The sequence below is a fragment of the Caballeronia sp. LZ016 genome, from assembly GCF_031450805.1.
Classification (GTDB): domain Bacteria; phylum Pseudomonadota; class Gammaproteobacteria; order Burkholderiales; family Burkholderiaceae; genus Caballeronia.
The window spans coordinates 411,019-427,199 of record NZ_JARTVY010000005.1; the positions used below are offsets into that span (position 1 = coordinate 411,019).

The following is a 16,181-nucleotide window of genomic DNA, read 5'->3' on the forward strand; positions in this document are numbered from 1 at the left end:
GAATCGATGAACAGCCTGCACGATTCGAGCATCATCATCGACGGATTGAACATTTCGAAGTTCGAACGTTCCGTCTTCGAGGACATGCGCAAGGGCGGCGTGACCGCCGTGAACTGCACCGTTTCGGTGTGGGACGACTTCCAGAAAACCATCGACAACATCGCGGAAATGAAACAGCAGATCCGCGAATACAGTGAGATTCTCACGCTCGTCCGCACCACGGACGACATTCTTCGCGCCAAGAAAGAGAACAAGACCGGGATCATTTTCGGCTTCCAGAACTCTTACGCGTTCGAAGACAATCTCGGCTATATCGAAGTGTTCAAGGAACTCGGAGTCAACGTCGTACAGCTCTGCTACAACACGCAGAACCTGGTCGGCACGGGCTCCTATGAACCGGACGGCGGACTGTCGGGATACGGCCGCGAGGTGATTCAGGAGATGAACCGCGTGGGCATCATGGTGGATTTATCGCATGTCGGTGCGAAGACTTCTTCGGATGCGATTGCGTGCTCGAAGAAGCCCGTCACCTACTCGCATTGCTGTCCATCGGGATTGAAGGAGCACCCGCGCAACAAGACGGACGACCAGCTTCGCGAGATTGCGGAAGCGAACGGCTTCGTCGGCGTGACGATGTTCATGCCGTTTCTGCGGCGCGGCGCGGACGCAACCGTCGATGACTATCTCGAGGCAATCGAATATGTCATCGATGTGATCGGCGAAGACAAGGTCGGTATCGGCACGGACTTCACTCAGGGTTATAGCACTGAGTTTTTCGACTGGATCACGCATGACAAAGGCCGTTATCGTCGTCTCACGGACTTCGGCAAGGTCGTGAATCCGGAAGGCATTCGCACGATCGGTGAATTTCCGAATCTCACTGCCGCGATGCAGCGCGCGGGCTGGAGCGAATCGCGCATCAGGAAAGTGATGGGGGAAAACTGGCTTCGCGTATTCGGTGAAGTCTGGAACGGCTGAATCGGACACGGTCAGGCTACACTGCACAGGAGCTACGCACGACAAAGACCCCATGCCGACCACGACCGATCCGACGCGCACGCTCGATTACGAGGACCTTTTCAGGCACTTGCCCGTCGCGGTCATCGTGGCTCGCGAACGGATCATGGTCGACTGCAATATGCGCGCGCTGGAACTGTTCAGAGCCGAACGCAGCGACATCGTGGATCAGTCGTTCTCCAAGCTCTACCCCCAGCAGAAAGACTTCGCGACGACCGGCCGCCGTCTCGCGCCGCTCATCGCGAAGCGCGCGGTATTCAGTGACGATCGCATCATGCGCCGCATTGACGGCAGTCATTTCTGGGTAACGGTGCGCGGCTTCGGCTACAACCCGAAGCGTCCTTTCGAACTGGCGATGTGGACGTTCACCGATCTGTCGGACAACGGCAAGCAGACCGATGTCGCAAGCACGCTGACCGAACGCGAGCGCGATGTGGCCGCATATCTCGTGCATGGGATGACGAGCAAGGAGATCGGCAAGGAATTGAACATCAGTCCGCGCACGGTCGATATTCATCGCGCGAGCCTGTTGCGAAAATACAAAGTGCGGACAACGCCCGATCTTATCGCGCGCTTGCTTGCGTGAACGCGCCTGGCTGATCGAGACGTTCTGCGTGGCATATGAACCGCTAGTCACAACTCACTTGATTAGCGGGGCAATGTCAGCGCTCGGCACGGGATTTTGCTGGGCATGCGCGGGCAATTGATATCGCCATGCAGTGCACCATCGAATCTCGGTTGAGCGATTCCACTTTAGTCTAAAACAGTAAGGCAAAGACAAGGGAAGCGCTTAAACCAAACCGAGGAGTACGGCATGCGTAGTCGTGATCTTTTTGCCGATGTGCATCGCAGGTTCGCTATCGATCGTCCTCTCTTACCGCTTCGCCTCACGCGCGATGCCATGTTCGCCGCACTTCTTTCCGCACTGGTCAATACGTCCATCGCAGCCGGGCCGCTGCCGCAGGGAGGTCAGTACGTCGCGGGCACCGGGTCCATCACGACGCAGGGCAGTACCGTCAACATCGTGCAGAACACGCCGCGCGGCGTGATCGACTGGCGCAGCTTCTCCATCGGCAATGGCAACACCGTCAACGTATTCAACGGCACCGGCGCCACGCTGAGCCGCGTGACCGGTACGGAGCGCTCGGTCATCGATGGCAAGCTCGGAGCCTCGGGCAGCTTCTATCTCATCAATCCACAAGGCGTCGTGATAGGCGCGAACGGCATCGTGACGACAGGCGGCCGCTTCGTCGCATCCACGCTCGATGTCGACAATTACGCCTTCATGAGCGGCGGAACGCTCGGTCTCACCGGATCGAGTGATGCCGTCGTCGTCAATCTCGGCAAGATCGACTCGACCGGCGGCGATGTATTTCTCATCTCCCGGAAGCTCGTCGAGAACGATGGCAGCATCACCGCGCCAAAGGGATCGGTCGAACTCGCCACCGGCAATCAGATGTTGCTGCGTGATTCGGCGACCGGCCCGCAAGTCTTCGTGCAGGCCGGCACACGCGGCGATGTGGTGAACAAGGGCACGATAGACGCCGCCCAGATCGATCTGCGTGCAGCCGACGGCAACGTGTTCGCGCTCGCCGGCCAGCACGCCGATTTGCGCGCCACCGGCACGGCGATTCGTGAAGGCAAGGTATGGCTCGTCGCGGATCGCGGCACGGCGCACATCCATGCGAAGGTCGAGGCATCGAATGTGGATGGCGCTGGCGGCACGGTGATCACGACCGGCGACGCGCTTCATCTCGACGACGCAGCGATCAGCGCCGCCCTATGGAACATCAGCGCGCCGGTCTTCAATGCAGGACCGCTCAACTCCGCGACGCTTGCGCGCAATCTGTCGAGCGGCACGTCGATCACCGTCAACGCGACGGGCGCGCACAACGCAAGCGGCGATATCGACATGAGCGCGCCGCTGCACTGGACCGGTGGCGCCAGCCTCGTGTTGAACGCACTGCATAGCGTGACGCTCGGCCCGCTCGCGACGCTGTCGAACGCCGGCGCCGGGAATCTGACGCTGCGCGCCGATTCGGCGGCACGCGATAACGGCGGCAGCGTAACGAATGGCGGCACCATCGACTGGTCGCAAGGTACGGGCATCGTGTCCGCCTACTTCGACCTCAACGGGACCTACACAGCGGGGAACGTGCTGCAGAACGCATCGTGGAAACCGGCGCCTTTCAGCGGCATGACCACGCAATACACGCCCTATTACCTCGTCAATTCGAACGCCGACCTCGTCAAGATGGGTGAGAACCTCATGCCTAACTACGCGCTCGGCCGCGATCTCGATCTGAGCGCGGACGCGGGCAAGATCAACGTGATCGGCGGAGGCATCGCGCTATCCGGACAGTTCGACGGCATGGGTCACACCATCAGCCAGTTCCACGGATATAGCGTCGGCGAGGATCCGAGCTACGTCGGGCTCTTCGGCGCAATTTTCTATGGGGGCGTCGTGCGCAATCTGGGCATTATCGATTCGACCGCCTACGGCTCCTACAATGCGGGTGCCGGCATACTGACCGGCATCAACCGCGGGCTGGTTTCGAACGTCTATACCACCGGAAGCGCAGGCTCGCCCGAAGTCAGCGGACCCGGCGGCGGCGGGCTGGTCGCGCAAAACGAAGGCACCATCGAACGATCGTGGAGCAGCGCGAATGTCGGCAGCCAGGGCGAGTTCGGCGGTCTCGTCGGCATCAATAACGGCAAGATCGTTCAGTCGTTCGCCACTGGCGCCGTGTATGGCGGATCGCATTCGGAAGGCGGCGGGCTCGTTTCGCAGAACAACGGATCGATCACACAGTCGTATGCGTCGGGCAGCGCGCAGATGTACTACAACGGCGGTCTCGTGCTCGATAACAACAAGACAGGCACGATCAGCGAATCGTTCGCGAGCACGAACATCGTTCCGCAATTCAATGCCGAACTCAAAGGCGGCGTAGCGTTTTCAAATGCGGGATCGATTGCGAACAACGTCTACTGGGACCGGACAATGACCATGACGGACAAATCCGTCTACGGCGGCACGCCGGTTCCGCCTGCGAACGGTCTCACCACGGTCGAAATGCGGACGGCATCGAGCTTCGATGCAAGCTGGAACTTCGGCCCGAACGGCACATGGGTCATGCCCGCAGGCGCGCAGCATCCGATCCTGCGCTGGCAGCTCGACGCCAGGTGAGGATCCTTCACTGAAAGCCGATTGAGAGCTTCCGGACATATGACGGTCACCGCGCTCTCGCATCATGCGCGGGGACCATCATAAGGACACGGAAAGCCGATGAAGCGCGATCGAAAGCACGCTCTACCCGCAATGCCGAAATTTTCGCTGGCACTGACTGCATTCACCCTGACGCTTGCCGCCTGTCATGGCGACGGAAGCGACGCTGCGCCCAATGCGCCCGCCCCCGCCGCATTCTCGACGCTCGATGGCAGGATGCCGCTCGTCATCGGGCATCGCGGCCTGCCGGGCTTGCGGCCCGAGGAGACGCAGCCATCGTATGAACTGGCCGCGACCAGCGGCGCGGATGCACTCGAAGAAGATTTGCACTTGTCGAAGGATTGCGTGCTCGTCGCGCGGCATAACCCGTGGCTGTCGGACAATACGAACATCGCGGAGGTCGCCAAAACGAACGCATCCGTTGCCGCGAGAAAGCGCACGGTGCCCGGCGTGCTCGTCAATGTGAAATGGCAGAGCACGCCGCAGACCGGGCCTTCGCAATATCTGACGGACCTGACCGATCCGAACGATCCGAAGTCGGTGCTGAAGTCGCTGATCGTCGATGGCGAGGATCACACCGGCGACTGGTCCATCACGGACTTCACCGCCGCCGAACTCGGCACGCTGATCGGCGGCACCACGTACGATGCCGCGAACGAGCGTCCGTCCGAATACAACGGCAAGTATCCCGTTCTGACGTTCCAGCAGATCATCGATATCGCGAAGGCGCAAAGCGCTGCAACAGGCCGCACGCTTTCCGTGTATCCGGAGACGAAGAACCCGACGTGGAACAACGCGCAGGCCATCGCCAACGGATGCGGCGCGCCGGGCAGCCATCCGCTCGAAGACGCGCTCATCAAGATTTTGAACGACAACCAGCTCAATACTCACGACGCCGCCGTGTTCGTGCAGAGCTTCGAGCCGTCGAGCCTGCAATACATGCGCGCGCACGGCCTCAATACGAAGCTCGTGCAACTGATCGATGGCTACGACGTCGACTATCGCACGGGCGCGGTCATCTACAACGAGATCACCGATAGCCGTCCGTTCGACTGGACCGTTGCCGGCGATCCGCGCTGGTTCGACGCGATGCTCACGCCGCAAGGTCTCGCGCAGATCAGGACGTATGCGGATGGCATCGGTCCGTGGAAGCCGCAGATCGTACCGCTCAGGATCGCGCCGTTCCCCGCGACCAACGCCGACGGCTCGCCATTCACCGGCTCGACTGCGCAAGCGACCTCGCAGCCCGCCACGAGCGTCGTCAGCGACGCGCACAAGGCCGGCCTCTTCGTTCACGTCTTCACGTTCCGCAACGAGAAGAAGTACCTTGCTGCGGACTACAAAGGCGATCCGTCGGCCGAGTATCTGAAGTTCTACCGCACGGGCGTCGATGGCGTGTTCACCGACTTCGCCAACACCGCCTATGCAGCGCGTGCAGCTTATCTCAAGGAACTCGGGCGATAGCGCGCACCGCCATCACGTTCCGCGCCGCGTGACTCGTGCATGACCCCGAACCGCGGGCGTCATGCGCGCGAAGAAGACGATGACCGAAGCCGCCACCGACATCGCCGCGAGCGCGGTCAGCCCGCCCTGAATCGAGCCGGTCTTCTGCTCCAGAAAGCCGAAGGTCGCGGGCGCGACGAAGCCGCCGAGATTGCCGATCGAGTTGATGAGCGCAATCACGGGAGCGGCGATGCGCGCATCGAGATAGCCCTGGGGGATCGGCCAGAACAGCGAAGAAGCCGCCTTGAAGCCGATTGCCGCAAAGCAGATCGCGACGAACGAAAACACTGCGCTGCCCGTGCCCGCCGCATACATGCCCGCCGCCGCGATCAGCAGGACACATGCGACCCACGCCTGCTGGAACTTGAAGCGCGCCGCCAGTGCCGCGAACATATACATCGCGACGATCGAAATGAGCCACGGCACCGAGTTGAACAGGCCGACCTGGAAGTCGTTCAGATGCCCCATCTTGCGGATGATGCTCGGCAGCCAGAAGGTCGCGCCGTAGATCGTCAGGGATACCGAGAAATAGATCAGGCAGAAGATGACGATCTGCGGATCGCGCAGCAGGCTCAGCGCCGATGGCTTCGCCACATGCGTGGATTCGCGCTCGCGCTGCTCTCCTTCGATTTCGGCGACGAGCGCATCCTGCTCGGCGCGCGTGAGCCACTTCGCGTCATGCGGCTTAGAGTCGAGCCAGAACCACACGAAGCCCGCGAGCACCACCGAGGCCATGCCTTCGATGATGAACATCCACTGCCAGCCGTGCAGGCCGTGGCCTTCGATCAGCAGCAACGCGCCGGAAATCGGCCCTGAAAACACCGAGGCGAGCGCCGAGCCGGACAGGAAGATCGCCATTGCGCGGCCCCGCTGATCGCGCGGCAGCCATTGCGTGAAATAGAAGACGACGCCGGGAAAGAAGCCCGCTTCCGCCGCGCCGAGCACGAGACGCATCACGTAGAACGAGGTCTCGCCGCGCACGAACGCCATGCCGACCGCCGCCAGCCCCCACGTCACCATGATGCGCGTGAGCCACGCCTTCGCGCCGAAGCGCTGCAACAGCATGTTCGACGGCACTTCGAACACCGCATAGCTGACGAAGAAAAGCCCCGCGCCGAGACCATACGCCGCCGCGCCAATGCCGAGATCGGCGCTCAAGTGCTGCCGCACGAAGCCGATGTTCACGCGGTCGATGTAGTTGACGATGAACATCACCACGAAAAGCGGCAGCACGTGCCACTTGATTTTCTTGACGGCGCTTTGCAGCGCGTCGGCTCGGTTGCTCATGAAACTGTCTCCTTCGTTATGGGTGTCGAGCGTCGAGCCGGTCAGAAGCGCGGGTTCTTGCCGCTGAAGTCCGGCTGATACTTGCGCATCTGCGTCAGGTCATCGCGATTGCGCACGCCGCACGCGAGGTATTGCTCGTGCAGCACGGCGAGCTGCTCGCGGTCCAGTTCGACGCCGAGACCCGGCGTCGTCGGCACGCGCACCGCGCCGTTATCGAACTTCACGCGGCCGCCCTTGATGACCTCTTCCTCCTGCCACGGATAGTGCGTGTCGCAGGCGTACGTGAGATTGGGGATGCTCGCGGCGACGTGCGTCATCGCCATGAGGCTGATGCCCAGGTGCGAGTTCGAGTGCATCGACATGCCGAAGCCCCACAGACGGCACATGCGCGCGAGCGTCTGCGTCGCGCGCAGGCCGCCCCAGTAGTGGTGATCCGAAAGCAATACTTTGATCGAGCCCATGTTGCAGCCGCGACGGAAATCGTCCATCGTCGTGATGACCATGTTGGTCGCGAGCGGCAGCTTCGTATGCTTCTGCAACTCGGCCATGCCTTCGAGACCGGGGCAAGGGTCTTCGTAGTATTCGAGGATTTCGTCGAGCTCGGGTGCGGCCGCGATACTGGTCTGCAGCGTCCAGTTCGCGTTCGGATCGAGGCGTAGCGGCATGCCGGGGAACGCCTTCGCAAGCGCCTTCATGCAGGCGATCTCATGCGACGGCTCGAAAACGCCGCCCTTCAGCTTGATACTTTGGAATCCGTATAAATCGATCATGCGCTGCGCCTGCGCCACGATCTGTTCCGGGCTGATGCCCTCGCCCCATGCATCGGGCGCGTACGGTTTATCGATATGCTCCGCGTACTTGAAGAACAGGTAGGCGCTGTACGGCACCGCGTCGCGCACTTTGCCGCCCAGCAAGTCCACGACCGGCGCGCCGACGATCTGCCCTTGCAAATCGAGCATCGCCACCTCCAGCGTGCTGATGACCTTCGGCGCGTTCTTCGCCGCATGGGAGCCTGGGGCAAGCTCGAACTCGACCGCGCCTGGCGTCGCCCTGATCGTCGCGCGCACGCGTTCTTCCATCGCGTTCAGATCGAACGGCGAAAGGCCGATGGCCAGCGACTTCGCCTGATCGAGCACGCGCAGCATCGGTTCGTCGCCGTAGGTTTCGGAGATGCCGACGCGGCCGTCGCTCGTCTCCAGTTCGACGATCGCGCGCAACGCCCACGGCTCGTGAATGCCCGCAGCGTTGAGCAACGGGCCGTCGCGAAAGGCGATCGGCGTGATTCGAACCTGGGTGATGGTGATGTCGCGCGTCATGTCGGAAATCCAGTTAGCGAGGAAGTCCGTGCATGTTAAACACTAATATATTAGTGTTTCATTGGGGAAAGTACTGAGCAGGGCAGACCGTTCGGCTCCAATGCGCGGGTTGGTATGCTACGGACCGAATCCGTCTTCGATTAAGCTTTCAGCATGAATCTCAACGACGCACCACCGATGGCGCATCGCCTCGACCGCTCCCGCCACGCCGCGCCGCAAGTCTTCGAACGGCTGCGCGCGATGATCGTCTCGCTTCAACTCGCGCCCGGCAGCGTGCTTTCGCGCGCCGATCTCGCCGCCCAGTACGGTCTCAGCCAGACGCCGGTGCGCGACGCGCTGATGAAACTCGGCGAGGAGGGTCTCGTCGACATCTTTCCGCAGCACGCGACGGTCGTGAGCCGCATCAGCGTGAGCGCCGCGCTGCAGGCGCACTTTCTGCGCCGGTCAATCGAAATCGAAGTGGTCCGCACGCTGGCGATCGAGCGCGACGCCGCGCTGATCGACCGCCTGCGCGCCACCATCGACGCGCAAAGCCGCGTGCTCGATCCCGCCGACAACGAGCGCTTCGTGCTGCTCGATCAGGAGTTTCACCGGCAGATGCTGGAGGCTGCGGGCGTGCCGCAATTGTGGGAACTGGTGCGGCGGCGCAGCGGCCATATCGACCGGCTGCGGCGGCTGACCTTGCCCGTCGAAGGCAAGACGACGGCCGTGGTGCGCGATCACACGGCTATCGTCGACGCCATCGAAGCGAGCGATCCCGACGCCGCGCAAGCCGCGATGCGCAGCCATCTGTCGGGCACGCTCGGCCAGATCGATCAGATTCGCGCGAGTCATCCGGACTTTCTGACGGATCACTAGCGCTCGATTCGTCAGAACGTCGCCCAGTCGCCTTCGGCTGCGGAAAGCGTCTTCACGGCGCGCTTCGGTTGCGTGGCGCTGCGCGCCGGGGACGTAATCGCGGGCACCGGCGTCCCCGTCCGAAACACCGCGACCGCCCCGCGCAGTTGTTCGGCCTGGTCCTCCAGCGAGCCGGCTGCGGCCGCCGCTTCTTCGACGAGCGCGGCGTTCTGCTGCGTGACCTCGTCCATCTGCGCAATCGCCTGATTCACCTGCTCGATGCCGCGACTCTGTTCATGCGATGCCGCCGCGATCTCGCCCATGATGTCCGTCACGCGCTGAATCGCGGTGCCGACCTTCTGCATCGTCTCGCCTGCCTGAGCGACGAGTTCGGTGCCCGCGTGCACGCGGCTGCCCGACGTTTCGATGAGGTCCTTGATCTCCTTCGCGGCACTCGACGAGCGCTGCGCAAGGCTGCGCACTTCGCTCGCCACGACTGCGAAGCCGCGGCCCTGCTCACCGGCGCGGGCCGCTTCGACTGCCGCGTTGAGCGCGAGGATGTTCGTCTGAAACGCAATGCCTTCGATCATGCCGATGATCTCGGCGATCTTGCCCGAACTCTGTTCGATGCCGGCCATCGTTTCGACCACTTGCCCGACGATCGCGCTGCCTTCGCTCGCCACTGCGTTGGCATTGTCGGCGAGGCTGCTCGCCTGCTTCGCGTTGTCGGAATTCTGTTTGACGGTGGACGTCAACTGCTCCATGCTCGCCGCCGTTTCCTGCAGCGACGCCGCCTGCTCCTCGGTGCGTGACGACAGGTCCGTGTTGCCCGCCGCGATTTCCTTGCTTGCGCTCGCGATCGCTTCGCCGCTGGCTCGCACGCTGCCGACCGTCACCGCGAGCTTGTCCTTCATGGCCGCGACGCCGGCAAGCAAGCGCCCCATTTCATCGTGTGTCCTGACTATCACTTCTCGTGTCAGGTCGCCGCTCGAGATATGTTCGAAATGATCGAGCGCCTCTGCGAGCGGCGTCATGATCGCGCGTCGAAGGAAGTACCAGCCCGATACCGCAGCGGCGATACCCACGAGCAGCGAAACCAGGCCGATGATGCGCAGCGTCGATACCTTGCTGTCGTTCTCCGCATCCTGACGCGCCGCGTCGGTAAGCTGGAATTCGCGCAGCTTCCTGAACGCCGCGCTCACGCGGTCATACGACGCCGGCAGTTCATTCAGCGCCGAGCGGCGGACCTGCTCCTGATCGTGCCTGCCGATGGCCGCGCCGAACGCTTCGATGGCCTTGCGCATGTCCGCCCGCGCCGCGACGACCTCTTTCGCGATCATGTCTTCATCCGTGCCGCGCGGGATCGCATCGTATTTCCTGTACCAGTCGTCGGCGCTGTTCAGGAGGCTCTCGGCGCGCGCACGCGCTTCGCCCGCGCCGGGTGCGTCAGGCTCGAGCGCATAGGCATCGAGTTGCATGCGCGCGCGGCTCAGGTAGATGTCGGAGACGCCTAGCGCATTCACGGACGGCAGCGTGCTCAGGCCCAGATCTCTCGCGGACGCGTCGATCGCATTCATTCCGTAAAGGCCGAAGCCTACGCAGACGCAAAGCAGACAGCCCAGAAAGGTCATGGTGAGCGCAAGCCGCGCCCGAATGGTCAAAGTGTTCATCTCTCTCGTCTATGCGCGCGCAAGTCAAACGATCCTGCGCTGGGTCTTGGGGTCACTTGCTTATCGGCGCGCATACGCGAAACTGTAATGAGAATGTAGTGATCCGAACTCACTCATGTCTCTGCGATAACCACGGTTGCCTGCATCGCGCCTTCGATGGCTTCGTGTCCGAACTCATCGGCGATGGCGGCCGCGCAGGCATCCGTTGCAATCGACAATGCATCTGGCCCGCGCGCTTCGATCTCGAACCGCAAAGGTGTGCCCTGACAGAAGCCGATGGCCGCTGTCATCGCCGAATCAGCACGATTGTGACCAGCCACGTCGTCGAACGTCGGGCTTTTGTCGAAGCTCCCTCCACGCAGGTCGCGCTCGATGACCGAACGTTCGTAATAATCGTGCGGCGTACGAACGAAGAACATCGGCGGATCGGTGGCGAAGATGCGCGACATCGTCTGTGTCACGGTTAAAGCGAACGCGTTGTGCTCGATGCGGTCCCACACGTTGAAGATGAACACGCCATCGGTGCGCAAGACGCGGCGCATCTGCGCGAAGGCTTTGGGCTTGTCGGGAAAGAACATCGCGCCGAACTGACAGACGACCGCATCGAAGGAGGCATCGTCGAAGGGCAAGCACAGGGCGTCGGCTTGCCGCCACTCGACGGGCCTCGCGGTGCCGTTGGCTCGTGCGCGTTCGAGCATCGCCGGATTGAGGTCCGTTGCGACGATGCTGGCCGATTCGTCCAGCGCGTTCGACAGCGCGCGCGTGACGACGCCCGTTCCCGCCGCCACTTCGAGCACGCGCGCGGGTCTTCGCAACGCGACGCGAGCCGCGATGTCATCGGCATAGTGCTGGAACATCAGCGGCACGAGGTATGCGTCGTATATCTCGGGGATCGCGCCGCTGAAGCGCTTGTCGGCAATGTCGTGAGCGACCATATCGCCTCCTTCGCCGTGCAGGCGTGGGCGGTCCTATGAGTCTAGGCGATCGCGTCGCATCCAAGCAGGGTCGGGCGCAATCCGTCACACTAACGCGATCACGTCGTTAAACCGAAGCACGAGCACGGACTGCAATGGACAATCGAGCACTCATCATCGGCGCAACAGGCGTCGTCGGACGCAATCTTTTCGAGCATCTTCAATCGCGCGGCGACTGGTCGATCACCGGGCTATCGCGTGGCAGAACGCCTGCGCCTGCCGGCATGGAATCGATCACGGCGGATCTCACATCGGCGTCGTCGGTGGCGGATGCCCTCGGGGGTCAGCAATTCAGCCACGTCTTCTTCACCGCATGGTCGCGGCAGGCCACAGAAGCGGAGAACATCCGCGTGAACGGCGCGATGGTCTCCAACGTGCTCGGTGCGCTGGGGCCGACGGGATCGATCGAGCATGCCGCGCTCGTCACGGGCCTGAAGCATTATCTCGGACCATTCGAGGCGTATGCGAAGGGCGCCGTGCCGATGACGCCCTTTCGCGAAGAACAGGGCCGGCAACCCGTCGACAACTTCTACTACGAGCAGGAAGATCGGCTCTTCGAAGCGGCGGGACAGTACGGCTTCGGCTGGAGCGTGCATCGTCCGCATACGATCATCGGCTATGCGGTCGGCAATGCGATGAACATGGGCGTCACGCTCGCCGTCTATGCGACGCTTTGCAAGGCGACGGGCGAGCCTTTCGTGTTCCCGGGTTCGGCTGCGCAATGGAACGGACTCACCGACATGACCGATGCGCGCCTGCTCGCGCGTCAGCTCGAATGGGCCGCGACCTCGCCGATGGCGCGTGACGAAGCGTTCAACGTCGTCAATGGCGACGTGTTTCGCTGGAAGTGGATGTGGGAGCGTATCGCCGGTTATTTCGGCGTGGAACCCGCGCCCTTCGACGGTCAGACGCGGCCCCTCGAAAACCGCATGCAGCATGCCGCCAGGGTCTGGGCCGACATTGCCGCGCGTCATTCGCTTGCCGAAGCGGACATCGACAAGCTCGTCTCGTGGTGGCATACGGATGCCGACCTCGGCCGCCCGATGGAAGTGCTGACGGATATGGCGAAGAGCCGCAAGGCCGGCTTCCTCGACTATCAGAGCACGCCTGATTCGTTCTTCGACCTGTTCGACCGCCTGAAGGCGGAGCGCATCATTCCGGCCTGATATCGGCGCGAAGGCGTGCATCACGGCACGCCTTCATCCGATGATCGCACTGCCTCACACGACGCGAATGGTCACGTCGATATTCCCGCGCGTCGCCTTCGAATACGGACACGTGCCATGCGCGCCCTCCACGATGGCCGCCGCCACGTCGCGCTCGATGCCCGGCAGACTCACCGCAAGCCGCGCACGCAACTGATAGCCGCCTTCGTTGGTGCCGAGATCGACTTCGGCATCGACGGCGGTATCGGCGGGCAGCTTCACCTGCAGTTTCGCGGCGGCCTTGCTCATTGCGCCGATGAAACAGGCCGACCAGCCCGCCGCGAATAGCTGCTCGGGATTGGTGCCCGCGCCCGCCGATCCGGGCGGCGAGAGTTGAATGTCGAGCCGGCCGTCGGTGCTGCGCGCGTGGCCTTCGCGGCCTCCCGTCACGTGAGTGCTGCCGGTGTAGAGAACGGTGTCGATGGGCTTCGTCATGGTGTGTTCCTCAAAGTATCGTGTTGATCGACCGTCTTAGCTGCCGCGATACAGGCTCGACAGCGCGGCGATCTGCCCGCTTTTTTGCGCCTGCACGAGTTCGTTGCGCACTTCGGCGCGCGTCTTGCCCATGTCGCGATGCGCCTGCTGCGCAACGGAGGTGTCCGGCATGGCGGCAGCGCTCGTGACGGCGGCTTGCGCGGCTCCGGCGAAAGCACTGGCGGCGAGTACGAAAGCGATGATCGAAGTCTTCATGATGGTCCTCTGCGATTGAATGATTGAACGGTTGAACGTCTTGACGGCGCCTGCTTCGCTTGCTGCCGTTGACGTATTGGAACGCCGCGGTGTATCCGTCATGTTTCAGCGAAGCGGGGTGTTCGAATCGTCATGTATCGCGTGCGACAGCGGATACACTGCGATACAAAACGCTTCCGCCGCGAGTCGAATGCCGGCGCGTTTCGCGATATAAAGCTTCCATCATCCATGCTGGAGCAATGTCGTGAAGCGTATGCTCGCAATCGTCGCCCTCGTCGCTGGAGGGATGGCAACCGAACTGGCGCATCCGGTGCACTGTCTGCTGATCCATCCCGCCCGGCTGCAAATCAAGCGCAAGAGATCCTGAACGAGCGATGGAACACACCGACCATGTGCTGATCGTCGACGACGATCGCGGCATCCGCGAATTGCTCGCGACGTATCTCGAGAAGAACGGCATGCGCGTGTCGCTCGCCGCGAATGGCCGTCAGATGCGCGCCGCGCTCGAACAGGGCGCGCCCGATCTGATCGTGCTGGACCTGATGCTCCCCGGCGAAGACGGCCTCGTGCTATGCCGCGAACTGCGAGCGGGCAAGTTCCGCGCGGTCCCGGTGCTGATGCTCACCGCGCGCAACGAGGAAGCGGACCGCATTCTCGGGCTCGAAATGGGCGCCGACGATTACTTGCCGAAGCCCTTCGCCGTGCGCGAACTGCTCGCGCGCATGCGCTCGGTGCTGCGGCGCACGCGCATGCTGCCGCCGGGCATGGAGGTGACGGAGACCGCGCCGCTGCTCGCATTCGGCGACTGGCGGCTCGATACCACCGCACGCCATCTGCTCGATGCGGAAGGCACGATGGTCGCGCTATCGGGCGCCGAATATCGCTTGCTGCGCGTGTTTCTCGATCATCCTCAACACGTGCTCACGCGCGACCAGTTGCTCAACCTCACGCAGGGCCGCCAGGCGGATGCGTTCGATCGCTCCATCGATCTTCTCGTGAGCCGCCTGCGTCAGCGTTTGAGAGACGAGGCGCGCGAGCCCCGCTACATCAAGACGCTGCGCAGCGAAGGTTATGTGTTCTCCGCCGCCGTCACGCCGCTCGGCGGCGCTCAATGAGCGCGGAGATGGGTGCATCGACGAATGCGCCGGCCATCGCATCGGCATGGCTGCACTGGCCGCGCACGCTGTTCGCGCGGCTCGCGCTGATCCTGCTGATCGGGCTCGCGCTCGCGCAGACCGCCGCGTTCTGGCTGACGATGACCGAGCGCGACCAGAGCATGACGAGCGTCATGACCGGTTATGTCGAGCGCGAAGTGGCAAGCTCGGTCGCGCTGCTCGATCATCTGCCGCCCGACGAGCGCGCCGCATGGCTGCCACGGCTTGCGCGGCGCAGCTACGAATTCATGCTCGGGCCGGGCGTGGGCGGCGCGGCGCCGGACGCCGCGTTGTCGGCGCGCTTTGCGCAGTCGATTGCCGATGGCATCGGCAAGCGATATCCGCTGACCGTGAATGCGGTACCCGGCGATACGCAGCGCTTCCAGGTGCATTTGCGTCTCACCGACGGCTCGCCGCTCACCATCGACATGCGGCCGATGCAGGGCACGCCCGTATCCGGCTGGCTGCCGTTCGTGCTCGCGCTGCAGCTCGCGGTGATCGTCGCGTGCAGCTGGCTCGCCGTGCGGCTCGCGACGCGTCCGCTCGCGCAACTCGCCCGCGCCGCCGACACGCTCGGCCCCGATCTCAAAGGACAGCGCCTGCCCGAGCACGGACCCGAGGAAGTCGTGCGCGCGGCGAAAGCCTTCAACGCGATGCAGGACCGCGTCGCGATGTACATGGCGCAGCGCATGCAGATTCTTGCCGCCATCACGCACGACCTGCAAACGCCGATCACGCGCATGCGTCTGCGCGTCGACGTGATGGACGACGATGCAACCGGCGCGAAGCTCCGGCAGGACCTTCAGGAGATGGAGACGCTCGTGAAGGAAGGCGTCACGTATGCACGCACGCTGCACGGGACGCAGGAGCCTGCGGTGCGCGTCGATCCGGACGCGCTCATCGAAAGCATCGTTGACGATTATGTCGATGCGCGCAGGAACGTGTCGCTCGAAGGACGCATCGGGCATCCGCTGGTGACACGGCCACAAGCGTTGCGGCGCATCGTCGGCAATCTGGTCGACAATGCGCTCAAGTTCGCGGACGCAGCCGAGATTCACATCGAGTCATTGGCCGATGGCCGCACGCGCGTCTCGGTGATGGATCGCGGCCCCGGAATACCCGATGCATCGCTCGAGGCGGTGTTCGAGCCGTTCGTGAGGCTCGAAGGCTCCCGCAACAGAAGCACGGGCGGAACCGGGCTGGGACTCGCCATCGCGCGCCAGCTTGCGCGCGCGATGGATGCCACGCTCACGCTCCATAACCGCGAAGGCGGCGGTCTGGAAGCGCGGCTCGTGCTTTGAT

General features: G+C 63.0%; 15 protein-coding genes. 9 read left to right on the top strand and 6 right to left on the bottom strand.

Annotated features, from left to right (window positions below):
- Positions 1-6 precede the first annotated feature (6 nt).
- The 4 genes from P9220_RS25640 (at position 7) to P9220_RS25655 (ending at position 5,707) form a co-directional block, all read left to right on the top strand.
- On the top strand, positions 7-978 hold the full coding sequence (locus tag P9220_RS25640) for a dipeptidase (protein WP_309768656.1): 972 nt from the start codon (positions 7-9) through the stop codon (positions 976-978).
- A gap of 52 nt (positions 979-1,030) precedes the next feature.
- A complete protein-coding gene (locus tag P9220_RS25645; RefSeq protein WP_309768657.1) occupies positions 1,031-1,603 on the top strand; it encodes a PAS and helix-turn-helix domain-containing protein in 573 nt (190 codons plus the stop codon).
- A gap of 315 nt (positions 1,604-1,918) precedes the next feature.
- Entirely contained in the window at positions 1,919-4,204 is a 2,286-nt protein-coding gene (locus P9220_RS25650; RefSeq protein ID WP_309768658.1) for a filamentous hemagglutinin N-terminal domain-containing protein, read from the top strand.
- A gap of 99 nt (positions 4,205-4,303) precedes the next feature.
- Positions 4,304-5,707 carry a glycerophosphodiester phosphodiesterase family protein gene (locus tag P9220_RS25655; protein WP_309768659.1) on the top strand — a complete coding sequence of 468 codons (1,404 nt, stop codon included), beginning with the start codon at positions 4,304-4,306 and terminating at the stop codon, positions 5,705-5,707.
- 12 nt (positions 5,708-5,719) lie between these two features.
- On the opposite strand, the gene P9220_RS25660 is transcribed toward P9220_RS25655, so the two are convergent.
- A complete protein-coding gene (locus tag P9220_RS25660; protein WP_309768660.1) occupies positions 5,720-7,033 on the bottom strand; it encodes an MFS transporter in 1,314 nt (437 codons plus the stop codon).
- A gap of 41 nt (positions 7,034-7,074) precedes the next feature.
- Positions 7,075-8,349, bottom strand: a complete 1,275-nt coding sequence (locus P9220_RS25665) for a glucarate dehydratase family protein (protein ID WP_309768661.1) — start codon at positions 8,347-8,349, stop codon at positions 7,075-7,077.
- 153 nt (positions 8,350-8,502) lie between these two features.
- On the opposite strand from P9220_RS25665, the gene P9220_RS25670 reads away from it, so the two are divergent.
- Positions 8,503-9,207: a GntR family transcriptional regulator gene (locus P9220_RS25670; RefSeq protein WP_309768662.1), complete on the top strand. Its 705-nt coding sequence runs from the start codon at positions 8,503-8,505 to the stop codon at positions 9,205-9,207.
- A gap of 11 nt (positions 9,208-9,218) precedes the next feature.
- On the opposite strand, the gene P9220_RS25675 is transcribed toward P9220_RS25670, so the two are convergent.
- Positions 9,219-10,856: a methyl-accepting chemotaxis protein gene (locus tag P9220_RS25675; RefSeq protein WP_309768663.1), complete on the bottom strand. Its 1,638-nt coding sequence runs from the start codon at positions 10,854-10,856 to the stop codon at positions 9,219-9,221.
- Between the two features lie 113 nt (positions 10,857-10,969).
- Entirely contained in the window at positions 10,970-11,791 is an 822-nt protein-coding gene (locus P9220_RS25680; RefSeq protein ID WP_309768664.1) for a methyltransferase domain-containing protein, read from the bottom strand.
- 134 nt (positions 11,792-11,925) lie between these two features.
- Between P9220_RS25680 and P9220_RS25685 the strand changes: the two genes are divergently transcribed.
- The gene (locus P9220_RS25685) at positions 11,926-12,996 is read left to right on the top strand and encodes an SDR family oxidoreductase (protein ID WP_309768665.1); all 1,071 of its coding nucleotides are present in this window, start codon (positions 11,926-11,928) and stop codon (positions 12,994-12,996) included.
- 54 nt (positions 12,997-13,050) lie between these two features.
- Here P9220_RS25685 and P9220_RS25690 read toward each other — a convergent pair whose 3' ends face one another.
- Both P9220_RS25690 and P9220_RS25695 read right to left on the bottom strand, forming a co-directional pair.
- On the bottom strand, positions 13,051-13,470 hold the full coding sequence (locus P9220_RS25690; RefSeq protein WP_309768666.1) for an organic hydroperoxide resistance protein: 420 nt from the start codon (positions 13,468-13,470) through the stop codon (positions 13,051-13,053).
- A 36-nt stretch (positions 13,471-13,506) separates the two neighbouring features.
- On the bottom strand, positions 13,507-13,725 hold the full coding sequence (locus tag P9220_RS25695) for a DUF4148 domain-containing protein (RefSeq protein ID WP_309768667.1): 219 nt from the start codon (positions 13,723-13,725) through the stop codon (positions 13,507-13,509).
- A gap of 244 nt (positions 13,726-13,969) precedes the next feature.
- Here P9220_RS25695 and P9220_RS25700 point away from each other — a divergent pair, with 244 nt between their 5' ends.
- Genes P9220_RS25700 through P9220_RS25710 form a run of 3 tightly spaced genes read left to right on the top strand, consistent with a single transcriptional unit; the run spans position 13,970 to position 16,180 of the window.
- The gene (locus P9220_RS25700) at positions 13,970-14,092 is read left to right on the top strand and encodes a hypothetical protein (protein ID WP_309768668.1); all 123 of its coding nucleotides are present in this window, start codon (positions 13,970-13,972) and stop codon (positions 14,090-14,092) included.
- A 7-nt stretch (positions 14,093-14,099) separates the two neighbouring features.
- Positions 14,100-14,840 (top strand): response regulator, encoded by a 741-nt coding sequence (locus P9220_RS25705; RefSeq protein WP_309768669.1) that lies wholly within the window; start codon positions 14,100-14,102, stop codon positions 14,838-14,840.
- A gap of 8 nt (positions 14,841-14,848) precedes the next feature.
- Positions 14,849-16,180, top strand: coding sequence for a HAMP domain-containing sensor histidine kinase (locus P9220_RS25710; RefSeq protein WP_309768670.1), 1,332 nt, complete (start codon positions 14,849-14,851; stop codon positions 16,178-16,180).
- Position 16,181 lies beyond the last annotated feature (1 nt).

What these genes read in the sequence shown, in the direction of transcription:
- P9220_RS25640 (WP_309768656.1), top strand. Translation starts at nt 7, where the DNA reads ATGAACAGCCTGCACGATTCGAGCATCATCATCGACGGATTGAACATT.
- P9220_RS25645 (WP_309768657.1), top strand. Translation starts at nt 1,031, where the DNA reads ATGCCGACCACGACCGATCCGACGCGCACGCTCGATTACGAGGACCTT.
- P9220_RS25650 (WP_309768658.1), top strand. Translation starts at nt 1,919, where the DNA reads ATGTTCGCCGCACTTCTTTCCGCACTGGTCAATACGTCCATCGCAGCC.
- P9220_RS25655 (WP_309768659.1), top strand. Translation starts at nt 4,304, where the DNA reads ATGAAGCGCGATCGAAAGCACGCTCTACCCGCAATGCCGAAATTTTCG.
- P9220_RS25660 (WP_309768660.1), bottom strand. Translation starts at nt 7,033, where the DNA reads ATGAGCAACCGAGCCGACGCGCTGCAAAGCGCCGTCAAGAAAATCAAG.
- P9220_RS25665 (WP_309768661.1), bottom strand. Translation starts at nt 8,349, where the DNA reads ATGACGCGCGACATCACCATCACCCAGGTTCGAATCACGCCGATCGCC.
- P9220_RS25670 (WP_309768662.1), top strand. Translation starts at nt 8,503, where the DNA reads ATGAATCTCAACGACGCACCACCGATGGCGCATCGCCTCGACCGCTCC.
- P9220_RS25675 (WP_309768663.1), bottom strand. Translation starts at nt 10,856, where the DNA reads ATGAACACTTTGACCATTCGGGCGCGGCTTGCGCTCACCATGACCTTT.
- P9220_RS25680 (WP_309768664.1), bottom strand. Translation starts at nt 11,791, where the DNA reads ATGGTCGCTCACGACATTGCCGACAAGCGCTTCAGCGGCGCGATCCCC.
- P9220_RS25685 (WP_309768665.1), top strand. Translation starts at nt 11,926, where the DNA reads ATGGACAATCGAGCACTCATCATCGGCGCAACAGGCGTCGTCGGACGC.
- P9220_RS25690 (WP_309768666.1), bottom strand. Translation starts at nt 13,470, where the DNA reads ATGACGAAGCCCATCGACACCGTTCTCTACACCGGCAGCACTCACGTG.
- P9220_RS25695 (WP_309768667.1), bottom strand. Translation starts at nt 13,725, where the DNA reads ATGAAGACTTCGATCATCGCTTTCGTACTCGCCGCCAGTGCTTTCGCC.
- P9220_RS25705 (WP_309768669.1), top strand. Translation starts at nt 14,100, where the DNA reads ATGGAACACACCGACCATGTGCTGATCGTCGACGACGATCGCGGCATC.
- P9220_RS25710 (WP_309768670.1), top strand. Translation starts at nt 14,849, where the DNA reads ATGGGTGCATCGACGAATGCGCCGGCCATCGCATCGGCATGGCTGCAC.